Origin of the sequence: Streptomyces sp. NPDC088157 (assembly GCF_044741545.1) — a bacterium.
Taxonomy (GTDB): Bacteria; Actinomycetota; Actinomycetes; order Streptomycetales; family Streptomycetaceae; genus Streptomyces.
The window spans coordinates 618,974-641,645 of sequence record NZ_JBIUSU010000002.1; the positions used below are offsets into that span (position 1 = coordinate 618,974).

12 protein-coding genes are annotated in these 22,672 nt (G+C 72.9%); 3 read left to right on the forward strand and 9 right to left on the reverse strand.

What is annotated here, in order from left to right:
* Positions 1-4 precede the first annotated feature (4 nt).
* The 3 genes from ACIPFH_RS09090 to ACIPFH_RS09100 form a co-directional block, all read right to left on the reverse strand.
* Positions 5-3,652 carry a UvrD-helicase domain-containing protein gene (locus tag ACIPFH_RS09090; RefSeq protein WP_401824520.1) on the reverse strand — a complete coding sequence of 1,216 codons (3,648 nt, stop codon included), beginning with the start codon at positions 3,650-3,652 and terminating at the stop codon, positions 5-7.
* Between the two features lie 169 nt (positions 3,653-3,821).
* Positions 3,822-7,148 carry an ATP-dependent helicase gene (locus ACIPFH_RS09095; protein WP_401824522.1) on the reverse strand — a complete coding sequence of 1,109 codons (3,327 nt, stop codon included), beginning with the start codon at positions 7,146-7,148 and terminating at the stop codon, positions 3,822-3,824.
* Positions 7,149-7,450: 302 nt separating this feature from the next.
* Complete coding sequence (locus tag ACIPFH_RS09100; RefSeq protein WP_356258186.1) at positions 7,451-7,837, reverse strand: MGMT family protein; 387 nt, start codon at positions 7,835-7,837, stop codon at positions 7,451-7,453.
* Between the two features lie 186 nt (positions 7,838-8,023).
* Between ACIPFH_RS09100 and ACIPFH_RS09105 the strand changes: the two genes are divergently transcribed.
* The 3 genes from ACIPFH_RS09105 to ACIPFH_RS09115 all read left to right on the forward strand — a co-directional run bounded on the left by ACIPFH_RS09105 (position 8,024) and on the right by ACIPFH_RS09115 (position 14,034).
* Positions 8,024-10,711 (forward strand): lysylphosphatidylglycerol synthase domain-containing protein, encoded by a 2,688-nt coding sequence (locus ACIPFH_RS09105; RefSeq protein ID WP_401824524.1) that lies wholly within the window; start codon positions 8,024-8,026, stop codon positions 10,709-10,711.
* A 75-nt stretch (positions 10,712-10,786) separates the two neighbouring features.
* Positions 10,787-12,331 carry an alpha/beta hydrolase gene (locus ACIPFH_RS09110; RefSeq protein ID WP_401824525.1) on the forward strand — a complete coding sequence of 515 codons (1,545 nt, stop codon included), beginning with the start codon at positions 10,787-10,789 and terminating at the stop codon, positions 12,329-12,331.
* A gap of 137 nt (positions 12,332-12,468) precedes the next feature.
* Positions 12,469-14,034 (forward strand): alpha/beta fold hydrolase, encoded by a 1,566-nt coding sequence (locus ACIPFH_RS09115; protein WP_401824527.1) that lies wholly within the window; start codon positions 12,469-12,471, stop codon positions 14,032-14,034.
* Between the two features lie 86 nt (positions 14,035-14,120).
* On the opposite strand, the gene moeZ is transcribed toward ACIPFH_RS09115, so the two are convergent.
* The 6 genes from moeZ to ACIPFH_RS09145 all read right to left on the reverse strand — a co-directional run bounded on the left by moeZ (position 14,121) and on the right by ACIPFH_RS09145 (position 22,471).
* Entirely contained in the window at positions 14,121-15,299 is a 1,179-nt protein-coding gene (gene moeZ / locus ACIPFH_RS09120) for an adenylyltransferase/sulfurtransferase MoeZ (protein ID WP_356262376.1), read from the reverse strand.
* Between the two features lie 63 nt (positions 15,300-15,362).
* Entirely contained in the window at positions 15,363-16,121 is a 759-nt protein-coding gene (locus tag ACIPFH_RS09125; protein ID WP_401824529.1) for a spherulation-specific family 4 protein, read from the reverse strand.
* Positions 16,109-17,071, reverse strand: coding sequence for an NAD-dependent epimerase/dehydratase family protein (locus ACIPFH_RS09130; protein WP_401824530.1), 963 nt, complete (start codon positions 17,069-17,071; stop codon positions 16,109-16,111). The genes ACIPFH_RS09125 and ACIPFH_RS09130 overlap by 13 nt, the downstream gene beginning before the upstream one ends.
* Before the next feature lie 825 nt (positions 17,072-17,896).
* Complete coding sequence (locus ACIPFH_RS09135; protein ID WP_401824531.1) at positions 17,897-18,967, reverse strand: hypothetical protein; 1,071 nt, start codon at positions 18,965-18,967, stop codon at positions 17,897-17,899.
* A gap of 341 nt (positions 18,968-19,308) precedes the next feature.
* Entirely contained in the window at positions 19,309-21,090 is a 1,782-nt protein-coding gene (locus ACIPFH_RS09140; protein ID WP_401824533.1) for a DUF3492 domain-containing protein, read from the reverse strand.
* A 310-nt stretch (positions 21,091-21,400) separates the two neighbouring features.
* A complete protein-coding gene (locus ACIPFH_RS09145; protein WP_401824534.1) occupies positions 21,401-22,471 on the reverse strand; it encodes a DUF3152 domain-containing protein in 1,071 nt (356 codons plus the stop codon).
* Between the last annotated feature and the right edge of the window lie 201 nt (positions 22,472-22,672).

Below are 22,672 nucleotides of genomic sequence, written 5' to 3' on the forward strand. Positions count from 1 at the left end.
GAGCCTATCGGCCCCCACCGGCGTCCTCGCCGGGCCCTTGCGCCGGGTCTGCTCGCGCGACCGGTCCGCCGCGGTCGTCCTCGGCGCCCTCTTCCCCGGTCAACAGGCGCTCCAGCGCGGCACGATCGGGCAGACCCTCCGGTCGTACGACCTCGCCGCCGCGTACGTAGAGGAACGCCGCTGTGACGGATTCCACGGGCACACCCTGCTGCTCGGCCCAGGCGAGCCGGTAGAGGGCGAGCTGGAGGGGGTCGGCGGTGCGGGCGCGATGGGTCTTCCAGTCGACGATGTCGTAGGTGGCCGAAGCTCCGTCGCCCTCCTTGTAGACGGCGTCGATACGGCCCCGTACGACACGGCCGGCCAGGGCGAGCTGGAAGGGGGCCTCGACCCTGTAGGGCGTGCGGTGGGCGTACTCGGTGCGCTCGAAGGCCTCCTTGAGGGCCTCCAGGTCGCGTTCGTCGGCGATCTCGGCGTCGCCGCCGGGCAGCTCGTCCGGCTCCAGCAGGGGGAGCGTCAACTCCTCGAAGCGGGCCTCCACCCAGGCGTGGAACCGGGTGCCCCGGCGCGCGGCCGGTTGCGGGGGGCGCGGCATGGGGCGCGCGAGTTCCTGGGCGAGGCCGTCGGGATCGGCGGCCAGCCGCAGCACCTGCGAGGCGGTCAGCGTCCTGGGCAGAGGTACGTCCGTGACGCTCCGGCGGGCGCGCAGCAGCTCTCCGGCGAGCGCGTCCAGGTCACGGTCCCAGGAGGCGACGGCGCGGGCTTCCTCGGGGGTGAGGGAGGTCCGGCGCGGGCGGGTCGCCGGAAGCTCGGGAGCTGTCGCCTGGTGGGGCACGGCGGGGCGGCCGGAGACAAACCGGTGCCGGCCTGCGGAGTCCTCTCCGTGCGGGGGAAGGTCGAGGGGCGTGTCCTCGACCGGCGCGTCCTCGAAGGACGCGTCCTGGAACGGATCGGACTCTCCGTAAGGCGGCTCGTCGTACAGAGGGTCGCCGTACTCGGGGTCCTCGTACTCGGGGCCTTCGTATGCGGGGCCGTCGTCGTGAGGCTCGTGGGGGAACTCGTCCTCGTCCGGTGGCGGGGGCCAGTCCGGGTCGTCGTAGGCGTCCGGGTCGTGGGTGGCGCCGGGATGGCCGTCCGGGTGCGAGGCGAGGTCCTCGAGATGGGCGAGGACGGTTTCGGCGGCGGCGCGGCGGCGGGCGAGCGCGTCGTCGTCCAGAGGGAGCGGCCAGACCTGGTCGGCCGTCGCCCGGTGCAGGACGGGGTTCTCCTCGTCCTCCTCCGGTTCGTCCGCCCAGACCTCGATCTCGCCGTGTCCGGCCGCGCAGTGGTCGTACAGCTCCTGGAGGAAGTCGGACGGGCCGCGGGGCTTCTTCTGGGTCGGGCCCCACCAGTGGCCGGACCCCAGGAGCAGGGAGCGGGGGCGGGTGAAGGTGACGTAGCCGAGGCGGAGTTCCTCGGTGTGCTGATGGTCCTTCATGGCCTCGTGGAAGGCCTTCATGCCCCGTGCGTCCCAGGAGTCGAGGTCGGGGAGCGTGGCGGCGTCGCCGCGCAGTTCGTGCGGCAGCACCTTGGCCTGGGCGGTCCACTTCTCGCGGCCCTGGCCGCTGGGGAAGGTTCCGGTGACCAGACCGGGGACGGCGACGACGTCCCACTCCAGGCCCTTGGACTTGTGCGCGGTGAGGACCTTGACGGTGTTCTCGCCGCCGGGGAGGGCGTTGTCGAGGCCCTTCTCGTACTGGGCGGCGGTGCGCAGGAAGCCGAGGAAGGCCAGCAGGCCGGCCTGGCTCTCGCTCGCGGCGAAGGAGGCGGCGATGTCGAGGAAGTTGGACAGGGTCTCGCGGCGCCGGGCGGCCAGGGCGTGCGGCGACGCCGACAGCTCGACCTCGAGGCCGGTGACGGCGAGGACGCGGTGCAGGACGTCCATCAGGGGGTCGGCCAATGACCGGCGCAGGTCGCGGAGTTCGGCGGCGAGTCGCGCGAACCGCACGCGTGCGTCCGGCGAGAAGGGCAGCCCGTCGTCGTCCCCGTTACCGCCGTCGCGGTAGAGGGGCGTTTCCAGGAACGTGTCGAGGGCGTCCGCGAGCGATATCACCTCGGACGGGTCGACCCCCTCGACGGCCGCGGCGAGCCGACGGTCCGGGTCGTCGTCGCCGCCCCCGCGCGCGTGGCTCACGAGCAGCCGGGCCCGTCGGCCCAGGAGGGCGAGGTCACGGGGGCCGATGCGCCAGCGCGGGCCGGTGAGCAGACGGACCAGGGAGGCGTTCGCGCCGGGATCCTGGAGAACCTCGCAGACGGCGACGAGGTCGGCGACCTCGGGCAGGTGCAGCAGGCCGGAAAGGCCCACGACCTCGACGGGGATGTCCCGGGCGACCAGCGCGCCCTGGATCTCCGCGAAGTCGGTGGCCGTGCGGCACAGGACGGCGATCTCACCGGGCGCCTTGCCGGTGCGCACGAGGTGGGCGACGGAGTCGGCGATCCAGTCCATCTCCTCGGCGTGGGTGTTCAGCAGGGCGCAGCGGACGACTCCGTCGCGTTCGGCGCCGGGTGCGGGGCGCAGGGCCTCCACGCCCGCGTGCATGGCGCGCAGGGGCTCGGCGAGCCCGTTGGCGAGGTCCAGGAGGCGGCCGCCGCTGCGGCGGTTCTCGCTGAGCGACTGGCGTCGTGCCCTGCTTCCGTCGGCGTGCGCGAAGTGCTCGGGGAAGTCGTCGAGGTTGGCCACGGAGGCGCCGCGCCAGCCGTAGATGGCCTGGCAGGGGTCGCCGACGGCGGTGACGGGGTGCCCCGTGCCGCCGCCGAAGAGGCCGGCCAGGAGGATGCGCTGGGCCACCGACGTGTCCTGGTACTCGTCGAGGAGGACCACCCGGAACTCCTCGCGCAGGATCGGGCCCACCTCGGGAACCTGGGCGAGCCGGGCCGCCAGGGCGATCTGGTCGCCGAAGTCGAGCAGGTCGCGCTCGCGCTTGGCCGCCCGGTAGCGCAGCACCAGGTCGGCCAGTTCGCGGCGGGCCGCGGCCGTCTCGGGCACCTTGCGCAGGTCGGCGTTGGTGAGCCTGGCGCCTTCCAGGCCGCTCAGCAGTCCGGCGTCCCACGCGCGCAGGTCCTCGGGCCGGACGAGGTGCTCGGCGAGTTCGGCGTCGAGCGCCAGGAGATCGCTGATCAGGTCGGCGAAGGAGCGGGTGAGCGACGGGTAGGGTCCGGGGGCCTCGCGCAGCACGCGCGCGGCGAGCTGGTAGCGGGTGGCGTCGGCGAGCAGGCGGGACGTCGGTTCCAGGCCGATGCGCAGACCGTGATCGGTCAGGAGGCGGCCCGCGAAAGCGTGGTAGGTCGAGATCACCGGCTCGCCCGGCGGGTTGTCCGGGTCGATGAGGTCGGGGTCGGTGACGCCTGCCCTGACCAGTGCCTTGCGGACGCGCTCGGCGAGTTCTCCGGCGGCCTTGTTGGTAAAGGTCAGGCCGAGGACCTGGTCGGGAGCGACCTGGCCGGTGCCGACGAGCCACACCACGCGCGCGGCCATCACCGTCGTCTTGCCCGACCCGGCTCCGGCCACGATCACCTGCGGGGCGGGCGGCGCGATGATGCAGGCCGTCTGCTCCGGAGTGAAGGGGATCCCGAGGAGCTCCTTGAGCTGCTCGGGATCGCTGATACGGGCGGGCATGGGGAGAGGCTAGCGGCGGGCACTGACAGTCGATGACAAATCGTCCGCCGCGCCTCGGAGAAGCGCAGGTCAGCACAGGTGGTGCGGTCCGTCACACAGGTCTGCGGCACGCACCGGTCACCCGCGTCCGCCACGCCCGTCCGTCACCCGCGTCCGCCACCCGCGTCCGTCACTCGACCACGTGCCGTCCCTCGGGCCGGGCGCTGCACGAGGCACGGAACGCGCAGTGGGTGCACTGCTGGCCGGCGGTCGGGGTGAACCGCTCGTCGAGGACCTTGCCGGCCGCCGTGGCGAGCAGGTCACCGACCCACTCCCCCGCCGCGCCCTCAAGGGCTTCCTGCGCCTGCACCTTGGGCAGGCTCTCGCCGCCGTCCCGCTTGGCGGCGCTCTGCCGCAGCTGGACGAGTTCGGCACCGCCCGGTGCGGGCCGTACGCCGTCGAAGGCCTCGTCGACGGCGCCTTCGCGGACGGCCAGCTGATAGACGGCGAGCTGGGGGTGGCGCTCCACCTCGCGGGCGGTCGGCGCGTGTTTGCCGGTCTTGAAGTCGACGACGTAGGCGCGGCCTTCCCCGTCGGCCTCGACACGGTCCATCTGGCCGCGGATGCGCACCTCGTACTCGCCTGCTTCCAGGGTGACGTCGAAGTCGTGCTCGCTGGCGACCGGCGTGCGGCCCGCGCGGTCCATCACATGCCACTTCAGGAAGCGTTCGAGCGCCACACGCGCGTGCGTCTTCTCCTGCGCGGACTTCCACGGCGCGTCGAAGGCGAGGGCGTTCCACACGGAGTCGAGGCGCTCCATGAGGACGTCGAGGTCGGCCGGGGTGTGTCCGGAGGCGACCTCGTCGGCGAGCACGTGCACGACGTTGCCGAAGCCCTGGGCGACGGTGGCGGGGGCGTCGGCCTTCACCTCGCGGCCCAGGAACCACTGGAGGGCACAGGTGTTGGCGAGCTGGTCGAGGGCGCTGCCGGAGAGCACGACGGGCTGGTCGCGGTCGCGCAGCGGCACCTTGCTCTCCGTCGGCTCGAACATGCCCCACCAGCGGTACGGGTGGGCGGACGGCACCAGGGGCCTGCCGTCCTCGTCGGCGAGCGCGGCCAGCCGGGCCAGGCGGCGGGCGGCGGCCTCCCGGAGGGTGGCGGAGGCGTGGGGGTCGACCGTCGTGGCGCGTAGTTCGGCCACCAGCGGGGCGACCGCCAGGGGCCGGCGCGGACGGCCCGTGACGTCCTTGGGCTCGACACCGAGTTCGGTCAGGAAGCGCGAGGGCTGGTCGCCGTCGTCGGCGGGCGCCTTCACGGCGGTGACGACCAGACGCGCACGTGCGCGTGTGGCGGCGACGTAGAACAGCCGGCGCTCCTCGGCGAGCAGCGCGCCCGGGGTGAGCGGCTCGGCGAGTCCGTCCCGGCCGATGCGGTCCGCCTCCAGGAGGGAGCCCCGGCGGCGCAGGTCCGGCCACAGGCCCTCCTGGACGCCGGCCACGACGACCAGGCTCCATTCCAGGCCCTTGGCCCGGTGGGCGGTCATCAGACGGACGGCGTCGGGGCGCACGGCACGCCGGGTGAGGGTGTCGGCGGCGATGTCCTCGGCCTCGATCTCGGCCAGGAAGTTCAGGGCGCCCCTCCCGCCGGTGCGCTCCTCCGCGCGCGCGGCCGTGGCGAACAGGGCGCAGATGGCGTCGAGGTCGCGGTCGGCGTTGCGGCCGGCCGCGCCGCCGCGCCGGGCGGCCCGCTCCAGTCGCCCGGGCCAGGGTGTGCCGTCCCAGAGGTCCCACAGCGCCTCCTCGGCCGTACCGCCACGGGCGAGACCCGCACGGGCCGTCGCCAGCAGCGCGCCGAGGCGCTGGGCACCGCGCGCGTACGTCGGGTCGTGGGCGACCAGTCGCTCCGGCTCGGCCAGGGCACGCGCGAGGAGTTCGTCGGAGGGCGGGGGCAGCGCGTTGCCCCCGGCGCGCTCCTCCTCGCGCAGGGCCCGTCCGAGGCGGCGCAGATCGGCGGCGTCCATGCCGGCGAGCGGGGAGGCGAGGAGAGTGAGGGCGGTCTCGGTGTCGAGCCAGCAGTCGCCCGTGTCGGCCTCGGTGTCCTCGCCTCCCGCGGGTGGTGCGGAGGCCTCGGCTGTCGCCACCGCCCGCAGGGCCGTCAGCAGGGGCGCCACGGCCGGTTCGTGGCGCAGGGGGAGGTCGTCGCCGTCGATGTCGAGGGGGACGCCGGCGGCGGTGAGGGCGCGGCGGACCGTCGGGATCGTGCGGGAGCCGGCGCGCACCAGGACGGCCATCTCGTTCCAGGGCACGCCGTCCTCGAGGTGTGCGCGGCGCAGGATGTCGGCGACGTTGTCCAGCTCGGTGCCGGCGGTCGGGTACGTGTAGACCTCGACGCGGCCGCCGTCGCGCGCTGCGGTCAGTTCGCGATGGGCGCGGACCTTCTCGGCCGGGAGGCGGGTCAGGGGCATCCGCTGGGTGACCAGCCGGGTGGACGCCAGCAGGGCGGCGCCGGAGCGGCGGGAGGTGCGCAGGACCTCGACGGGGGCCGGACGGCCGTCGAGGCGGGGGAAGTCCTCGGGGAAGTCGAGGATGCCGTTCACGTCGGCGCCCCGGAAGGTGTAGATCGACTGGTCGGGGTCGCCGAAGGCGACGAGGCCGCGGCCGCCGCCGGCGAGGGCGTGCAGCAGCCGCACCTGGGCCGGGTCGGTGTCCTGGTACTCGTCGACGAACACGGCGTCGTACTGTCCGGCGAGCCGCCCGGCCGTCTCGGGGCGGTGCGCGAGGAGGACCGCGCGGTGGACGAGTTCCGCGTAGTCGATCACACCGTGCAGATCGAGCACGTCGAGGTACTCGGCCAGGAAGGCGGCTGCGGCGCGCCAGTCGGGGCGGCCGATGCGGTGCGCGAAGGCGTCCAGGGCCGCGGGGTCGAGGCCCAGTTCGCGGCTGCGGGCGAGGACCGCTCGGACCTCGTCGGCGAAGCCGCGCGTGGTGAGGCACGCGCGCAGTTCGTCCGGCCAGCGCACATGCGCGAGGCCGAGCCGTTGCAGGTCGAGCTGGCCGGCGAGCAGCTCACGGACGGCCACGTCCTGTTCGGGCCCGGACAGCAGCCGCAGCGGCTCCACGAACAGGTCGGCGTCCTGATGGGCGCGGACCAGGGCGTAGCAGTACGAGTGGAAGGTGGTCGCCTGGGGCGCGCGGGCGGCGCCCATGCGGTGCGCCATGCGGTCCCGCAGCTCCACGGCGGCCTTGCGGCTGAACGTGAGCACCAGGATGCGCGCGGGGTCGCCACCGCGGGCGACCCGGGCCGCCACGGACTCGACGAGCGTGGTGGTCTTCCCGGTGCCCGGACCTGCGAGGACGAGCAGCGGACCGGCCCTGTGGTCAACCACGGAGCGCTGCGTGGCGTCCAGACGAGGGGGATCCGTCTGAGCCGGCGGGGTACGTACCAGTCGGTAAGCGCCACGGTTCCCCTGTCGCCCCTGGGGGTGCGACAGGCGCCTGGTGGAGGAAGAGGAGCTCACGTGGTTCGCCGGTCCTGGTGGGTGTGCTGGTTGACGGAGCGCCACTCGGGGAGAGCGGTGATCACGGGATGAGCGGGGCGCGTGCAGCCGACGCTACGCCGAGGAGCGGTCCGGAAGGACTGCTTCCGATTCTTCCCTCACGGCCCGCAGGACACTCATGGCCCTCACGCCCCTCTCGGCCCGCATGCCACGCGCCTCCCTCGCCCCTCGAACGTACGCCATCCCGCGGACGTGCCCCCTTTGCGCCGTTTCCCCCGTACGGGCCACAAGCTCCCCTCGACCCCGTCCGATGGCGGAAGCTGTCAGGTGTGACTTTCCGCGCGTTCGCCGCCGTCCCACCGCGCCCGCTTCATGTCGAGGCGCGGCAGGTGCCCCTCGGCGGCCCTGCTCGCCTCCTTCAGGGGCGTGCCCTCGACCCGGTAGCGGTCCAGCGCCCGCAACTCGTGCCCCGGGAGCAGCACCCCGTCCGCGCGCACCACACGCCACCACGGGACGGCACCGCCGTAGAGAGCCATCACCCGGCCGACCTGTCTGGGCCCGCCCTCCTCCAGCCACTCCGCCACGTCCCCGTACGTCATGACCCGCCCGGGCGGGATCAGCTCCGCGACCTCGAGGACCCGCTCGGCGTACTCCGGCAGCGCGTCCGTGTACTCCGGGCGGGCGTCGTCCGGAAGGCTCTGCTCGCTCATCCGCCCCATCCTGCCCCACGGCACCGACAATGCGACGGGCCCGCGACCCTGTGTGACTCTCGCCCCGGGGCGGGGCTTCAGGCAGACTGTGCGCCCCCGCGTCCGCACCCTGATGCCCCCGTGTGTCAGTGCGGCATGCCACCATCGTGCGGGCGGTGACCGGTGATACGAGATCAAGAAGAGACGATGAAGCAGCAGGGCGTGCATCCTGAGGGAGCGGAAGGCACCTCTGACGCAGCGTCGCGCCCGGACGTCACCGACGAGGCACGGGAAGAGGTGCACATCGACGAGGTCGAGGGCGACGAACCGCTGCTCCCCGCGCGCGTGCACCGCCCCTCCGACCTGATGCGACTGCTGGTCGGCGTGCTCGCCGTCATCCTGCTTCTGGGCATCGCCGCCTTCGCCCACGGGACGACCTCGGGCCTCGAACAGGACATCAACAAGGGCACCGGACAGGCGCCCGATCTCCTCATCAAGATCGCGGGTCTGGCGTCGAGCATCGCGATCCTGCTGGTGCCGGTCGCGTTCGCGATCGAGCGGTTGATCAAGCGGGACGGACTGCGCATCGCCGACGGCGTGCTCGCCGCGGTCCTCGCGCACGGTGTGACTCTCGCCACCGACCTGTGGGTGGCCAAGGCCGCCCCGAACTCGATCCAGGAAGCGCTCACCCAGCCCTCCCCCGGTGACATCCACGCCCTCACCGACCCCGTGCACGGCTACCTGGCGCCCGTCATCGCCTATATGACGGCCGTCGGCATGTCCCGTCGGCCGCGCTGGCGCTCGGTGCTGTGGATCGTGCTGCTCCTCGACGCCTTCTCGATGCTCGTCACCGGCTACACGACACCGTTCTCGATCATCCTCACGGTGCTGATCGGCTGGACCGTGGCGTACGGGACGCTGTACGCGGTCGGCTCCCCGAACGTGCGACCCACGGGACGGACGCTGATGGCGGGCCTGCGGCACGTCGGCTTCCGCCCGGTGAGCGCGGCCCGCGAGGAGGCGCCGGAAGCGGCGGAGAGCGACCGGGGCAGACGCTACTTCGTCACCCTGGAGGACGGACCACCACTCGACGTCACGGTCGTCGACCGGGAACAGCAGGCCCAGGGGTTCTTCTACCGCGCGTGGCGCAATCTGACCCTGCGAGGCTTCGCCACCCGCAGCAGTCTCCAGTCGCTGCGCCAGGCGCTCGAGCAGGAGGCGCTGCTCGCCTACGCGGCCATCGCGGCCGGCGCCAACGCGCCGAAGCTGATCGCGACCTCCGAGCTGGGTCCCGACGCGGTCATGCTCGTCTACGAGCACACCGGGGGCCGCACCCTCGACTCGCTGGCCGACGACGAGATCACGGACGACCTGCTGCGCAACACCTGGCACCAGGTGCAGGCGCTCCAGTCGCGGCGCATCGCGCACCGCCGGCTCGCGGGTGACGCGATTCTGGTGGATCGTTCCGGCACGGTGATCCTCACCGATCTGCGCGGCGGCGAGATCGCGGCCGGCGACCTGCTGCTGCGCATGGACGTCGCCCAGCTGGTGACGACGCTCGGCCTGCGGGTGGGCGCCGAACGGGCGGTGGCCTCCGCGGTGGGCGTGCTCGGGCCGGACGCGGTCGCCGACTGTCTGCCGATGCTCCAGCCCATCGCGCTGACCCGCACCACGCGCGCGACGCTGCGCCGGCTGGCACGCGAGCGTGCACAGCGCGAGCGCGAGGCGGTCCTGGAGGCCTCCCAGCAGGCCAAGCAGGCCCGCCTGGAGGCGGCGGGGCACGACTCCGGACCCGTCGTCCTGGAGAAGCCGGACAAGAAGGCCGTCCGCGCGGAGGCTCGGGCCGAGAAACGGGCCATCGACGACGCCCTGGAGGAGGCCCGCGAGGAGGATCTGCTGACGCAGATCCGGCACGAGGTACTGCTGATCCGGCCCCAGGCACCGGTCGAGCCGGCCCGGCTGGAGCGGGTGCGGCCGCGCACCCTGATGAGCTTCATCGCCGGTGCCATCGGCGCGTACTTCCTCCTGACGCAGCTCACCCACATCGAGTTCGGTCCGCTCGTCGCCCACGCCGAGTGGGGCTGGGTCGCCGCCGCCGTGCTGTTCTCCGCGGTGAGCTACGTCGCCGCGGCGATGAGCCTGCTGGGATTCGTGCCGGAGCGGGTGCCGTTCCCGCGGACCGTGGCCGCGCAGGTCGCCGGATCGTTCGTGAAGATCGTGGCGCCGGCCGCGGTCGGCGGAGTCGCCCTCAACACGCGCTTCCTGCAGCGGGCGGGGGTACGGCCCGGCCTCGCCGTGGCCAGCGTCGGCGCCTCGCAGCTGTTCGGGCTCGGCTGCCACATCCTGATGCTGCTGTCGTTCGGCTATCTGACCGGCACCGAGAAGACACCGTCGCTGTCGCCGTCCCGCACGGTCATCGCGGGTCTGCTCACGGTGGCGGTGCTCGTGCTCGTCGTGACCTCGGTGCCGTTCCTGCGCAAATTCGTCTCCACGCGCGTGAGGTCGCTGTTCGCCGGTGTCGTGCCGCGCATGCTGGACGTGCTCCAGCGGCCGCAGAAGCTGGTCACCGGCATCGGCGGCATGCTCCTCCTCACCGCCTGCTTCGTGATGTGCCTGGACGCCTCGATCCGCGCGTTCGGCGACGAGTCGACCTCCCTCAGCATCGCCAGCGTCGCCGTCGTCTTCCTCGCGGGAAACGCGCTCGGCTCGGCCGCCCCGACGCCGGGCGGAGTCGGCGCCGTCGAGGCGACCCTGACGGTCGGTCTGATCGCGGTGGGCCTGCCCAAGGAGGTCGCCGCTCCCGCGGTGCTCCTCTTCCGCCTGCTGACGCTGTGGCTGCCGGTGCTGCCGGGCTGGCTGGCCTTCAACCACCTGACCCGCAAGGGCGCCCTCTAGGAGGCCGCCGGCGCCCGTACCTCGTACGGCCCGCGGCCCAGCGCGCGTGCCCGGGCGCGACCGCAGGATGGGACCATGCCTAACCCCTCTGGTCTGCGCGCCGCCGCCGTGACCGCCACCGCCCTGCTGCTGTCCTCCATGGTGGCGGGCTGCGGCGACGACACACAGGCCGAGGATCTGACGGCACAGAAGCTGAGCTGGAAGGACTGCCCGGCCCCGTCCCGGGCGGAGGGCGGCGGAAGCGCCCCGTCTCCGCTGCCCGACGGCGACCAGTGGCAGTGCGCCACGATGAAGGCGCCCCTCGACTGGGACGATCCCAGGGGCGACACGATCGGCATCGCGCTGATCCGGGCCGCTGCGAGCGGCGACGAGAGCGGCCGGATCGGTTCGCTGATCTTCAACTTCGGCGGTCCCGGCGGCTCGGGCGTCAGGACCCTCCCCGCCTTCGGTGAGGAGTACGCGGCCTTGCGCACCCGCTATGACCTGGTCAGCTTCGATCCGCGCGGGGTCGGCCGCAGCGCCGGTGTGCGGTGCGAGAACGACCAGCAGCTCGACGCGTACTTCCAGCAGGACAGCACGCCCGACGACACCGCCGAGCGCACCGCGCTGCTGGACAGCACCAAGGCCTTCAACGCGGCCTGCGAGAAGAACTCCGGGAAGACGCTGCCGAACGTGCGGACCACGGACGCCGCCCGCGACATGGACCTGATGCGCAAGGTCCTCGGCGACGACAGGCTGTACTACTTCGGCATCTCCTACGGCACCGAACTGGGCGGTGTGTACGCCCACCTGTTCCCGAAGCACGTGGGACGCGCCGTCTTCGACGCGGTCGTCGACCCGACGCAGACGTCCGAGCAGGGCTCGCTCGGACAGGCCAGGGGCTTCCAGCTCGCGCTCGACAACTTCGCCGAGGACTGCGCGCCCAGGACGGAGGAGTGCCCCGTCGGGGAGACCGCGCAGGACGTCGAGGACCGGATCACACAGCTCCTGAAGAACCTCGACGGCAGGCCGATCCCGGGCATCTTCCCGCGCGAGCTGACCCAGAGCGCCGCGACCAACGGCATCGCGCAGGCGCTGTACTCGAAGGACTTCTGGGAGTACCTCACCGAGGGCCTGGAACAGGCCTACGCCGGGGACGGCAAGATCCTCATGCTGCTGTCCGACCTGCTGAACGGCCGCAACGAGAACGGTGAGTACAGCAACATCACGGCCGCCAACATCTCCATCAACTGCGCCGACGACAAGCCGCGCTACTCCACCGCCCAGGTACAGCGGAGACTGCCGGAGTTCCGGGCCGCCTCCAGCGTGTTCGGAGACTTCCTGGCCTGGGGCATGGTCGGTTGCACCGACTGGCCCGTGCCCGGCGCCGCCGACCATCCCGACGTGAGTGCGCCCGGGTCGGCGCCGATCCTCGTGGTCGGCAACACCGGCGACCCGGCGACCCCGTACGAGGGGGCCCGGAAGATGGTGGACGCGCTGGGCCCCGGGGTCGGGGTCGAGCTGACGTACAAGGGGCAGGGGCATGGCGCTTACGGCAGCAAGAACAAGTGCGTACAGACGGCGGTGAACGGATATCTGCTGAACGGCAAGGTGCCGGCCGCGGGAACCGTCTGCTCCTGACGCCGACGCGAATTCCTGACAAACTCGCAGGTCAATAGGTTATCCACAGGCCCCGACGGGTGGGCCGTGCGCCGCCTAATATGGCCTGACTGCCGTGCGCCGCCGAGCGCGGACGGCCTGCGAGGGGGGATGTGCGCATGGCGCGATTCGTACGGTGGACGGCGCTGGGAGCCGCCGCCGCGCTGCTGGTCGCGGGCTGCAGCGGCGGCGCGTCGGACGGGGGCGGGGACGACAAGGGCGGTACGGCCGACGCGCGGCCCTCGGCCGCCTCCTCCGCGGCGACCGGTACGACGGCCGCGCTGCCCGCCTCGCTGACCGGGCAGAAGCTCGACTGGGGACGCTGCAGGGCCACCGCGGACTCCGCCGCGCCCGGCAGCGAGTGGCAGTGCGCGACGCTGAAGGCACCACTGGACTGGTCGAAGCCGGACGGCAACACGATCGGCCTCGCCCTGGTCCGCACCAAGTCCCGTGCCGACGGCAGCGACCGGACCGGCTCGCTGCTGTTCAACTTCGGCGGGCCCGGCGGCTCGGGAGTGTCGACACTCCCCTCCTACGGTTCCACCTTCTCCTCGCTCCGTGAGCGCTACGACCTGGTGAGCTGGGACCCGCGCGGAGTGGGCGCCAGCGAAGGCGTCCGCTGCCGCGACGACAAGGACATACAGGCCGCCGAGTCCCTCGACTCCACCCCGGACACCCCGGCCGAGGAACAGGCGTACTTCAAGGACGCCGTCGACTTCGGCAACGGCTGTGAGAAGGCCGCGGGCAAGCTGATGGCCCATGTGTCGACGACCGACACCGCCCGCGACATGGACCTGATGCGCCAGGTCCTCGGCGACGCGCAGATGCACTACTTCGGCATCTCCTACGGCACCGAACTGGGCGGTGTGTACGCCCACCTGTTCCCGAAGCACGTGGGACGGCTGATCCTCGACGCGGTCGTCGACCCGAGCGCCGACGCGATGGGCCACGCGCAGAACCAGGCACGCGGCTTCCAGCGGGCACTCGACGACTACCTCAAGTCGACGGGCCAGGACCCGGCGAAGGGCAGCGAGAAGATCGCGAACCTGCTGGACCGGATCGACAGCGACCCGCTGCCCACGTCGGACGGGCGGAAGCTGACACAGACGCTCGCGGTCACCGGCATCGTCCTGCCGCTGTACAGCGAGCAGGGCTGGCCGAGCCTGACCAGCGCCCTGAAGTCGGCGGAGGAGGGGGACGGCTCCGAACTGCTGACGCTCGCCGACGGCTACAACGAGCGGGGCACCTCGGGGCACTACGGCACGACGACCCACTCGCAACGGGTCATATCGTGCCTGGACGACAAGCAGCGGCCGACCGCCGAGGAGACGAAGAAGCTGCTGCCGGAGTTCGAGAGGATCTCGCCCGTGTTCGGGGACTTCCTGGGCTGGGACACGGCCGGCTGGTGCCACGACTGGCCGGTGGCCGGGCAGTACGACACCCCGGAGGTGAGCGCGGCGGGTGCGGCGCCGGTCCTGCTGGTCGGCAACACCGGCGACCCGGCGACGCCGTACGAGGGCGCGCGGAAGATGGCGGACGAACTCGGCAAGGACGTCGGTGTGCTGCTCACCTGGAAGGGCGAGGGGCACGGTGCGTACGGCAGCGGGAGCGACTGCGTCGACTCGGCGGTGGACGCCTATCTGTTGAAGGGGACGGTGCCGAAGGACGGCAAGGTCTGCTCATGACGACGGCGGGGGCTTCGCGCACTCGTGGTACGCGAAGCCCCCGCCGATCGGACCGGGTACCCCGGTGCGCGAAGGGAACAGCCGGATCAGTAGATCGGCTTGCTCGGTTCGATCTGGTTGACCCAGCCGATCACACCGCCGCCGACGTGCACGGCGTCCGCGAAGCCCGCGGACTTCAGCACCGCGAGGACTTCCGCACTGCGGACACCCGTCTTGCAGTGCAGGACGATCTTCTTGTCCTGGGGCAGGCTCTCCAGGGCGGTGCCCAGGAGGAACTCGTTCTTCGGGATCAGCCTGGCGCCCGGGATGGAGACGATCTCGTACTCGTTCTGCTCGCGGACGTCGATGATCTCGATGTTCTCGCCGTCGTCGATCCACTCCTTGAGCTGCTTGGGAGTGATCGTCGAGCCGGCCGCCGCCGCCTGGGCCTCCTCGGAGACGACGCCGCAGAAGGCCTCGTAGTCGATGAGCTCGGTGACGGTCGGGTTCTCGCCGCAGATCGCGCAGTCGGGGTCCTTACGGACCTTGACCTGGCGGTACTGCATCTCCAGGGCGTCGTAGATCATCAGGCGGCCGACCAGCGGCTCACCGATGCCCGCGAGGAGCTTGATCGCCTCGTTGACCTGGATGGAGCCGATGGACGCGCACAGCACGCCCAGGACGCCGCCCTCGGCGCAGGAGGGGACCATGCCCGGCGGCGGGGGCTCCGGGTAGAGGCAGCGGTAGCAGGGGCCGTGCTCGGACCAGAAGACGGACGCCTGGCCGTCGAAGCGGTAGATCGAGCCCCACACGTACGGCTTGTTCAGCAGCACGCACGCGTCGTTGACCAGGTAGCGGGTCGCGAAGTTGTCCGTGCCGTCGACGATCAGGTCGTACTGGCTGAAGATGTCCATCACGTTCTCGGCCTCGAGCCGCTCTTCGTGGAGGACCACATTCACGTACGGGTTGATGCCGAGGACGGAGTCACGGGCGGACGCGGCCTTGGAGCGGCCGATGTCGGCCTGGCTGTGGATGATCTGCCGCTGCAGGTTCGACTCGTCGACCTCGTCGAACTCCACGATGCCGAGCGTGCCCACCCCCGCCGCGGCCAGGTACATCAGCGCCGGCGAGCCCAGGCCGCCGGCGCCCACACAGAGCACCTTGGCGTTCTTCAGCCGCTTCTGCCCGTCCATCCCCACATCGGGAATGATCAGGTGGCGGGAGTACCTGCGAACCTCGTCTACGGTGAGCTCAGAGGCTGGCTCGACCAGGGGTGGCAGCGACACGGGGACTCCGTTGGTCGGTCGATCACTACAATTGTTCTCCCTGTAACACTGCCATGGCCTTCTTCATTCCGAGACACCCGTTCCGATGCGCGAGACGATTTCGTCCCAGTGGCCGGGCATGGTCTCCCAGGGGTCGACGAGGCCGCCGCGGTCGGTGGCGTCGGTGAACCAGATCGTCGCGGCGCCCTGCCAGCGGGCGATGCGCAGCGCCTCCTCGAGGTGGCCGCGCGGTACGCCGTGCACGAAGTGGCAGAAGCGGTCGGGCGGGTGCTCCGCGGTCCACTCGGCGACCTGCGACCAGCGGTAGTCGCTCCAGGCACCGGAGAAGGTGACCAGCTGGTCGGCGTACTCGGCGTAGCCGGGGTACGGGTGCGTGCCGTGGCCGAGGACGATGTGGGGCGAGTCACGCAGGGTGCGCAGGGCGCCGGCCGTCCGGCGCAGCTCGGGGAGGGCCGTGCGCCCGGCCGGGCACCGGTCCAGGAAGAAGCCGTCGACCTGGTACCAGTCGAGGTGGCGCTGCGCGTCGGCGATCACCTCGGCGAAGGTGCGGGCGCCGTAGCGGAGGTCCAGGTGCCCGAGCACGCGGACGCCGACGTTGCGCAGCCGGCCCGCGGCTTCCAGGCAGCGCGGGTCGGGGCGGACGCCGGGGCCGTCGGCGACGTCGAGGACGACCCAGTGCAGGGGTCTGCCGGAGCGGGCGAGTTCGTTCCACTCGGTCGGTGCGAGAAGGGGGTGCGCGAGACCGGGCGCGCCGAAGCCGGTGCGGACGTCGGTGGTGCCGGCTCTCGCCGTGCCTGCCGGGGTTCCGGTCAGATACGACATGCCGCCTCCATCCAGATGTCGGCGAGGGACTCCTCGAGGTTGATGCGGGGCCGCCAGCCGAGCCGGTCGCGGGCGGTGCGCACATCGGCCTGCTGCCAGCTGCCGCAGCCGTCCGGATACGGGTACGCGACGGGACCCGCGTGGTCCTGTTCGGAGCGGGGGTGGCCGATGGCGGGCCTGAGGTGGGCGCCGGGCGGGGCGTCGAGTTCGTGCAGGGCGCCGCCGTACCCGGCCACCCGCGCGAGGACCGATGCGGCGTCACGCAGGCGGACGGCGCGTCCCGAGCCGATGTTGATGACGCCCTGCGCGGCGGAGAGCGAGGCCGCGTGCACGGCGCGGGCGACGTCCCGGACGTCGATGAAGTCGCGCTGCACACCGAGGCCGCCGAGCTTGAGCTCGCCGTCGCCGGACTGCATGGCGCGGCGCATGGCCTCGGCGAGCCGGCCCAGCGGGGAGCCGGCGGGCGTGCCGGGACCGGCGGGCGAGAAGATCCGGAGCACGACGGCGTCCAGACCGGAGCCGAGGACGAGTTCGGTGGCGGCGAGTTTGCTGACCCCGTACGGGCCACCGGGGCGGGGCACGGCGTCCTCGGCCGTCGAGGAACCGGGCTGGCTCGGGCCGTACTCGGCGCCGCAGCCGATCTGCACCAGCCGTGCGCCGCAGCCGCTGCGGCGCAGAGCCTCGCAGACGGTGGCGACGGCGACGGTGTTGTGCCGGGTGAGTTCGCGGGCGCCGCCCCGGGTGGTGCCCGCGCAGTTGACGACGACCTGGGGGTGGACCGCGTCGAGGAAGCGGGTGAGTGCGCCGGGGCTGCCGGACGCGAGGTCGAAGCGGACATCGGCGTCGTCGCCGCGGCCGAGCGCGGTGAGCTGGACGGCCGGGTCGGCGAGCAGACGGTCGGCGACGAAACGGCCGAGGTAGCCGTTGGCTCCGATCAGCAGAACCCTCATCGTGCGGCTCCCGTGGTGTGCGCCGTGGCTGCCGCCGGGGCCGCGTGGGCTTGGGTCGCCCCGTGTCCTCCGGTTGCTCCTGCGACCGCGGGGGCTCCTGCGACCGCGGGTGCCCCGGCGGCTCCGGTCGCTCCGGATCGGGAGGTGGTCATCTGGTCTCTCCTTCAAGGGTGTGGCGATGGGCTGCGGCTGGGTGGAGGAACGCGTGCGGGGTGCGGTCAGGGGGCGGCGGCGGGTGTGCCGCGCGCGGTGACCGAGGCACCGACGACAGGTTCCGGGCGGGCGTGGTCCGCCGGCGTCGGCCGGGAACCGAACAGCCGCGCTGCGGAACCGACCAGTCCTCGCCGGGACCGGGGCCCGCGTCCGGACCCGGGCCGGGACTCGGACTTGGGCCCGGGCCGGGGTCGGGACTTGGGCCCGGGCCGGGGTCGGGACTTGGGCCCGGGCCGGGAAACGGACTTGGACCCGGGCCGGGACTCGGACTTGGGCCCGGACCCGGACCCGGACTTGGATCCGGACCCGGACTTGGACCCGGACTTGGGCTCAGACACAGGCTCGGGCCCGCACTCCGGCCCGGGCCCGCACTCCGGCCCGGGCTCATGCTCTGAACCGGGCTGAGGTCCTGGCCTGGGCTGAGGCCCTGAACCGGACTGAGACTCTGGACCCGGCTGAGACTCTGAACCGGGCTCATGCTCCGGCCCTGGCTGAGGCTCTGGACCGGGCTGAGGCTCCCAACCGGGCTCAGGCCCTGGACCGGGCTCAAGCTTCTGCCCGTTGAGCCGGTTCCCGGCGGCTGCGGGAGGGGCGGGCGAAGGCGGGCTCGCGTCAGCACGGCTGGTCCGTTCGCGCGTGGGCCGAGGCCCTGGACAGCATGCGGGTCGCGTGGAACAGGAGGATCAGGGCGGCGGCTCCGCAGACGAGGGACGGGACACCGGACGGACCCCAGGCGGCCACCAGGGTCTCCACGGGGGTGGCCAGGAAGCCGCAGCCGGGCAGCCGGCCCGCGAAGACGGAGGCCGGGGCGAGCACCTCCGCCGTGCCGACGGCTGCGAGGACGACCGCCGGGGCGTGGGTGAAGCCGTGCACGACGAGAAGGCGGGCGAGGAAGAGAAGCGCGCCCAGCGTGAGGGTGTGTCCGTAGTCGACCGGCTCGCCCAGGGCGGCGGCGCACAGGGGAGCCAGGGCGGTCAGCGCGCACAGGAACAGGGCGCAGGTGCCGAGCAGCAGCGGTTGCACGGAGGCGGCGAACTCCTCCAGGCCACGGCTGGTTTCCAGTCGGCGCCGGGCACGTACGGCGAGAAGGTGGGCGCTCCAAGCGGCGGGCGCGCAGGCCAGGGCGAGGGTCAGCAGCGGGGCGGCGGCGAAGGGCCAGGGACCGTCCGCCGTCCCGTCGGGCAGGCCGTCGGGGCCTCCGGCGACGGCGACACGCAGGAGGCTGTCGCCGAGGGCCGCGTAACCGAGGAGCCAGCAGGTCCAGGCGCCCGTCCGGTGCGGGCCGACGTGGGCTCCGCTGCGCGGGCTCAACGGACCCCGGCGCAGCACCGCCCGCAGCGCGAGGGCCACGGCGAGGATGCCCCCGGCGGATACGAGCAGACATGTGCGCCCCTGGGTGAGGCGCACGCCGGTCACGGTCGCGGCGCACAGGACGCCCGGCAGGAGGGTGAGCAGCGCCCGGTCCAGCCGGGGCCTCGGGATCGTGGTGGCCGTGGCGGCCGCGGTGAGCGCGGGCGCGTCGCCGTCGCGGGGCACGCGGGCGTACATCTCCTCCGCGAGGGAGAACACGTCCCGGTGCCGGAAGCGTGCGGCGGTGCGGTCGGTGACCCCGTGGGCCTCCAGGCCCGCCGCGATCTCCAGCGGGTCGACGGCCCGATCGCACAGCTCGCGGTGACGGTGCATGAGGGCCTTCACCGGATCCGCGGCGCCGCGGCGCGGAGCGGCCGGCCCACGCCCGTCGGCGACGGCATCGGCGGGCGCCGCAGAACTCCCGCCCGGTGCCTCGGCGGCCCCGGGTCCGCCCGGTGATCCCGGTGTTCTCGGTGTTCTCGGTAACCCCGGCACCCCCACGGATCCCAGCGCTTCCGCCATCGCCGGTGACCCCGGCGCTCCCAGAGTTCCTGGTGACCCCGGTGACCCCGGCGCGCCCAGTGACCCCGGTGACCCTGGCGCGCCCGGCGACACTGATCCCGATGATCCCGGTGATCCCGCTGCTCCCGGCCGGTCCAGTTCGTCGAGCCCGCTCATCGTGCCCCCTCCGTCGCGGCGATGGGCGAGGTGCCCCGAACCGGTGGTCCCGCCGCCCAGCCCGGGCCGCGCCGGGCGGTGACACGGGCGTCCGGGCCGGTCCAGTGGCCCGCCAGACACGCCTCGGCCGGGACGGCGAAGGGACGGGGTTCGCCGTCGTCGTCGAAGACGAACCGACGCACCGGGGCCTGCGAGACGAGCTCCAGGTAAATGCCGTGAAATGCCGTGACGTTCTGCTCGACCGTGAAGAGTTCGAGGGCGCGGGCGCGGGCGGCCGCGCCCAGGCGCGCACGCCTCTCGGGGTCGCGAAGCAGCGCCACGCACGCCTCCGCGAGCGCCCGAGGATTGCGCGGCGGAACGACCAGTCCCGTGCCGCCGATGACCTCGACCACCGCGCCGACGTCGGTGGACACGGTCGCCCGGCCGCAGAACATCGCCTCGACCAGGCCGACCGGGAACCCCTCGACGACGCTGGACAGGACGACCACCGCACCGGCCGCGTACGCCTCGGCGAGAGTGGGCGCCTCAGGGCCGCCGATCTCCTCGAAGGACACGGGGTTGTCGCCGACGGCGTGCGGTCCGTCCGCCTCGTCGGGGAAGAGCTGCGCGGCCAGCACCTTGCAGTGCCCGAGGTAGGCCTGTCCCTCGGCCCCGGCAGCAGCGCCGACGATCCGCAGGCGGGTGCGGGGTTCCTCCTTGCGGAGCTCCGCGAAGGCGTGCAGCAGGGACACGAGGTCCTTCGCCGGTTCCACCCGGCCCACCCATACCAGGGTGTGCGGATCGGCGGTGTCGCAGGAGTCGCCCACCTCGGCGAAGCGGGACGCCTCCATGCCCGGGTAGACGGTACGCAGCTTGGCGCGGTCGGCACCGCACCGCTCCTGCCAGCGGCGTGCGTGCGTGTTCCCGGGGGTGACGCACGCCGCCTGCCGGTACACCTCGGCGGCGAGCCGATTGTGGAAGGCGGCGACCAGGGCCCGTACGGCGGGGGCGGCGGAAGCGGCTCCACCGGACGGCGCGCTCCCGGCGGCCGCCGGCGCGGGAGCGGTCCCCGAGCTCAGATAGTGCGTCCGCAGCCGTACCCCGTACTCGGTCACCAGCAGCGGCACCTCGAAGAAGTGCCGTGCGAGCAGCCCGGGCAGCGCCGCGGCACCGCCGGACGTGGCATGGCACAGGTCGACGGCGCCGAGGCCCTCTCCTCCGTCGACCCCCTCGTCCTCGTACCAGTGGAGCGAGAGGGGGCGCAGGGCGCGTTCGAGGTGTGCGGCGACGGCGAGCAGATCGGGTACGCGCGCCTCGCGCGCCGTACGCAGCGCGCCCGGCGCGCGACAGGCACGTTCCAGGGCGCGCACGGCGCCCTCCGAGCGGAGCGCTCCCACCAGTCCGCCCTCGTCCCGGGCGAGTTCGGCGAGGCCGTACAGCGCATTGGCGAAACGGTCCGCCTGAGCGGTCGCAGCGGCCCCCGGGGAACCGGCCGAGTCCGAGGAGTCCCCTTCGCACAGCGCGGCGGCCAACTCGCCGTAGGACTCCGCGAAGCGCCTGCGCGCGCGCCGGCCGTAGGTGACTCCGTCGTCCTCGGCCTTCCACAGCGGCGCCGTATGGACCCGGCTGACCTGCGGCGGAAGATCGACCCAGCCCGCCTCCTCCTGCTGTTCGGCACGACTGAGCGCGTAGACGTCGAACTCGTGCTGCCCGAGCCCGCGCACGAGCCGGTCGCACCAGAGCGCGGCGTCACCGCTCAGATACGGATAGCCGCCCTCCGTCAGCAGTCCGATGCGCACGCACACTCCCGATCTCCCGTTGGGGGAGCCGCCGTTGACCCGGCGGCTCGCAGCGGGACGAACGTATGCGGACAAGGTGGTGGCGCGATGGACGGTTGTCCGTCGCACCACCAAAAGGGGTGAACGGTCGTAACTTTCCCGTGCGGGTCGCGTTCGGTCGCGCTAAGAGATCACCCGACCGCGAAACGTTACGCCGCGCCCGTCACGCGGGTACCGCGCGAGCAGGAGCTGCCGCCGTCCGGCGGGGTGGTCCGGGCGCAGGGGCCGGAGACGTTCGACGGCCCACGGCGTCGTCCGGCCGGCCCGCGGATCAACTGCTGGGAAACGGCCAGGCGTTGGGCAGGCAGTGAATCCCGTCGTGGTCGAGGAACTTCGTCTGCTGCTGCATGACCGGCGCCAGCTCGCCGTCCTTGTCGCACGTGACATGGCTGTAGCCGAGGCGGTGTCCGACCTCGTGGTTGATCAGCATCTGCCGGTAGGCGTACATCTTGTCGCCGAAGGTCTCCGACCCCTGCGCCCAGCGGTAGGCGTTGATCATCACGCGCTCGGTGGCCGCCGAGTCGCAGGAGACGTTGTCCTCCGTGGTGTCCAGACCGGACTTGGCGCACCACACGGCGGTGGTTCCAGGGCTGGCGAGCGTGATGACGAAGTCGGCCTTGCCCGAGTGGATCCGCTCGAAGGTGCGGGCGCCGTCGTGGGCCCAGCTGCGGGCGTCGTTGAGCGTCTTCTGCACGGCCTGCGCGAAGAGTTCGCCGTCGAGCCCCAGACCCTGTTCCACGTCCACGCGGTAGGTGTACTTCCGCCCCTTGCCGGGCGCCTTGTCGACGCCGGCGATCGCGTCGAACTTCCCCGACCCCTTGAGCTTGGCGCTGAGCGGGTACTTCGTGCTCATCCGCTGCGCGTACGTCGGAGCGACCGCACCGGCGGACGCTCCGGGCGACGCGGACGGGGTCGGCCGGTCGTCCCCGCGCGCGGCGTCGGTGACGGCGTCACGGGTCCGGCCTGCAGCGGACTGCGACCGGACGGAGTCGTCGTCCCCTCCGGCGGCGACCTGTCCGGCCACCACGACGGCCAGCACCGTGGTGACGGCGGCGGCCGCGATGCCGGTGAACGCCCGCCCCTTGACACCCCGGGCGGCCACGGACCCGCCCGTGGGCGGTGCGTCGTCGCCGCCGTCGACGTCGGCCGGGGCGGTCGCACGCGAGGCGGCGTCCCGGTCCGTGACGGCGGAGTGGGGATCCCGCTCGCGCGTGCGCGCAAACGGCGCCCTCGCGCGCGTGAAGACGTCCTCGTCGTCCTCACCGAAAGCGTCGAGGTAGTCCTGACGAGGGCCCTGACGGGACCCCGGGCGGGGGCCCTGGCGCGGGCCGTCCTGCGGCATGGTTCTCTGACGCGGTATCACGGGCTGCCCGGTACCCGCCGATCGTCCCCTCAAGTCACCCCAGCCGCCCCCGTCTTCGAGCTGCTCGGGGTGACCGCCCCGCACCTGCGGGAACCCATGGGCCGGAGTCCCGTCGGGAAGGAGGAAGCGGGGCACTCCGTGCGAGGGGGTGCCGTCGTGCACCGGGGGCGGCGCCTGGAC

What these genes read in the sequence shown, in the direction of transcription:
- ACIPFH_RS09110 (WP_401824525.1), top strand. Translation starts at nt 10,787, where the DNA reads ATGCCTAACCCCTCTGGTCTGCGCGCCGCCGCCGTGACCGCCACCGCC.
- ACIPFH_RS09135 (WP_401824531.1), bottom strand. Translation starts at nt 18,967, where the DNA reads ATGCACCGTCACCGCGAGCTGTGCGATCGGGCCGTCGACCCGCTGGAG.
- ACIPFH_RS09130 (WP_401824530.1), bottom strand. Translation starts at nt 17,071, where the DNA reads ATGAGGGTTCTGCTGATCGGAGCCAACGGCTACCTCGGCCGTTTCGTC.
- ACIPFH_RS09145 (WP_401824534.1), bottom strand. Translation starts at nt 22,471, where the DNA reads ATGCCGCAGGACGGCCCGCGCCAGGGCCCCCGCCCGGGGTCCCGTCAG.
- ACIPFH_RS09115 (WP_401824527.1), top strand. Translation starts at nt 12,469, where the DNA reads ATGGCGCGATTCGTACGGTGGACGGCGCTGGGAGCCGCCGCCGCGCTG.
- ACIPFH_RS09125 (WP_401824529.1), bottom strand. Translation starts at nt 16,121, where the DNA reads ATGTCGTATCTGACCGGAACCCCGGCAGGCACGGCGAGAGCCGGCACC.
- ACIPFH_RS09100 (WP_356258186.1), bottom strand. Translation starts at nt 7,837, where the DNA reads ATGAGCGAGCAGAGCCTTCCGGACGACGCCCGCCCGGAGTACACGGAC.
- ACIPFH_RS09105 (WP_401824524.1), top strand. Translation starts at nt 8,024, where the DNA reads ATGAAGCAGCAGGGCGTGCATCCTGAGGGAGCGGAAGGCACCTCTGAC.
- ACIPFH_RS09090 (WP_401824520.1), bottom strand. Translation starts at nt 3,652, where the DNA reads ATGCCCGCCCGTATCAGCGATCCCGAGCAGCTCAAGGAGCTCCTCGGG.